The sequence below is a fragment of the Candidatus Glassbacteria bacterium genome (assembly GCA_019456185.1).
In the GTDB taxonomy this organism is placed as follows: Bacteria; Gemmatimonadota; Glassbacteria; order GWA2-58-10; family GWA2-58-10; genus JAJRTS01.
Window position 1 is genome coordinate 1 of record VRUH01000161.1, and the last position, 1,117, is coordinate 1,117.

Consider the following 1,117-nt stretch of genomic DNA (forward strand, 5'->3'; position numbering starts at 1 on the left):
CCTATCAGTTGATCCCCAAGGCGCCCGTGGACCAGGTGCCCATCTGGTCCTCCGGCTATGGCCGCACCGACGCCGCGGACGGGCGGGTCTTCAAATGGATCTTCAACGCCCCCACCACCTATTGGAGCCAGGCTTCCGCGGTGATCCGTTACATCGGATCCCAGGAGGGAGGGTTGAACAACCTGCGGGGCAAGAAGATCGTCCATATCTATCACAACAGCGCCTACGGCAAGGAAGCCAATCCGACCCTGGAGGTGCTCTCCAAGAAGTTCGGGTACAAACTGATGCTGCTGGCGGTGGACCACCCGGGCCAGGAGCAGAAAGCCACCTGGCTGCAGGTGCGCCGCTACCGCCCGGACTACATCTACATGTCGGCCTGGGGCGTGATGGGCCAGGTCGCCGTCAAGGAGGCCGCCTCCATCAACTTCCCCATGGATCACTTCATCGGCAACTGGTGGTCCGGCTCGGAAAGCGAAGTGAGACCGTCCGGCATGAAGGCCAAGGGCTACAAGAGCGCCACCTTCAACGGGGCGGGCTCCAATTGGAAGGTGCATCGGGACATCCTCAAGCATGTCTACAATGGCGACCGGGCCAAGGCTTTGGAAAACAAATGGGGCGAGGTGCTCTACAACCGCACCGTGGTGGGCGCCATTTTCAACATCGAAGCAGTGCGCACCGCCCAGAATCGCTACGGCAAAAAGCCCATGACCGGCGCACAGATGCGCTGGGGAATTGAAAACCTCAATATTACCAAATCCCGCCTGAAGGAATTGGGCGCGGACGGCCTGACGCTCCCCCTGAAGATCACCTGTTCCGACCACGAGTCCGGCGGCCCGGTTATTATCCAGCAATGGGACGGCACCAAGTGGAGCATGATCAGCGACTGGATCCCCGTGATGAAGGACGTGGTGCGCCCCATGATCGAGAAAGCCGCTGCCGCCTACGCCAAGGAGAACAACATCACCCCGCGTGACTGCTGAGGCGATCGCTATCCATGGTTGAAACGCAGCAAACCGAGGCGCAGGGGAAGGCCCTTCTCACCGTCAACAACATCGAGGTGGTCTACGATCACGTGATCCTGGTGTTGAAGGGGGTTTCCCTGGAAGTTCCCGAGGGG

Annotated in this window: 2 protein-coding genes; both read left to right on the forward strand. The window is 60.4% G+C overall.

From position 1 onward, the window contains the following. Positions 1 to 980: ABC transporter substrate-binding protein (locus FVQ81_18625; GenBank protein ID MBW7998546.1), on the forward strand; the 980-nt coding region annotated here is incomplete at its 5' end. A 14-nt stretch (positions 981 to 994) separates the two neighbouring features. Next, the coding region (locus FVQ81_18630; GenBank protein ID MBW7998547.1) for an ABC transporter ATP-binding protein at positions 995 to 1,117 on the forward strand (123 nt) is incomplete at its 3' end.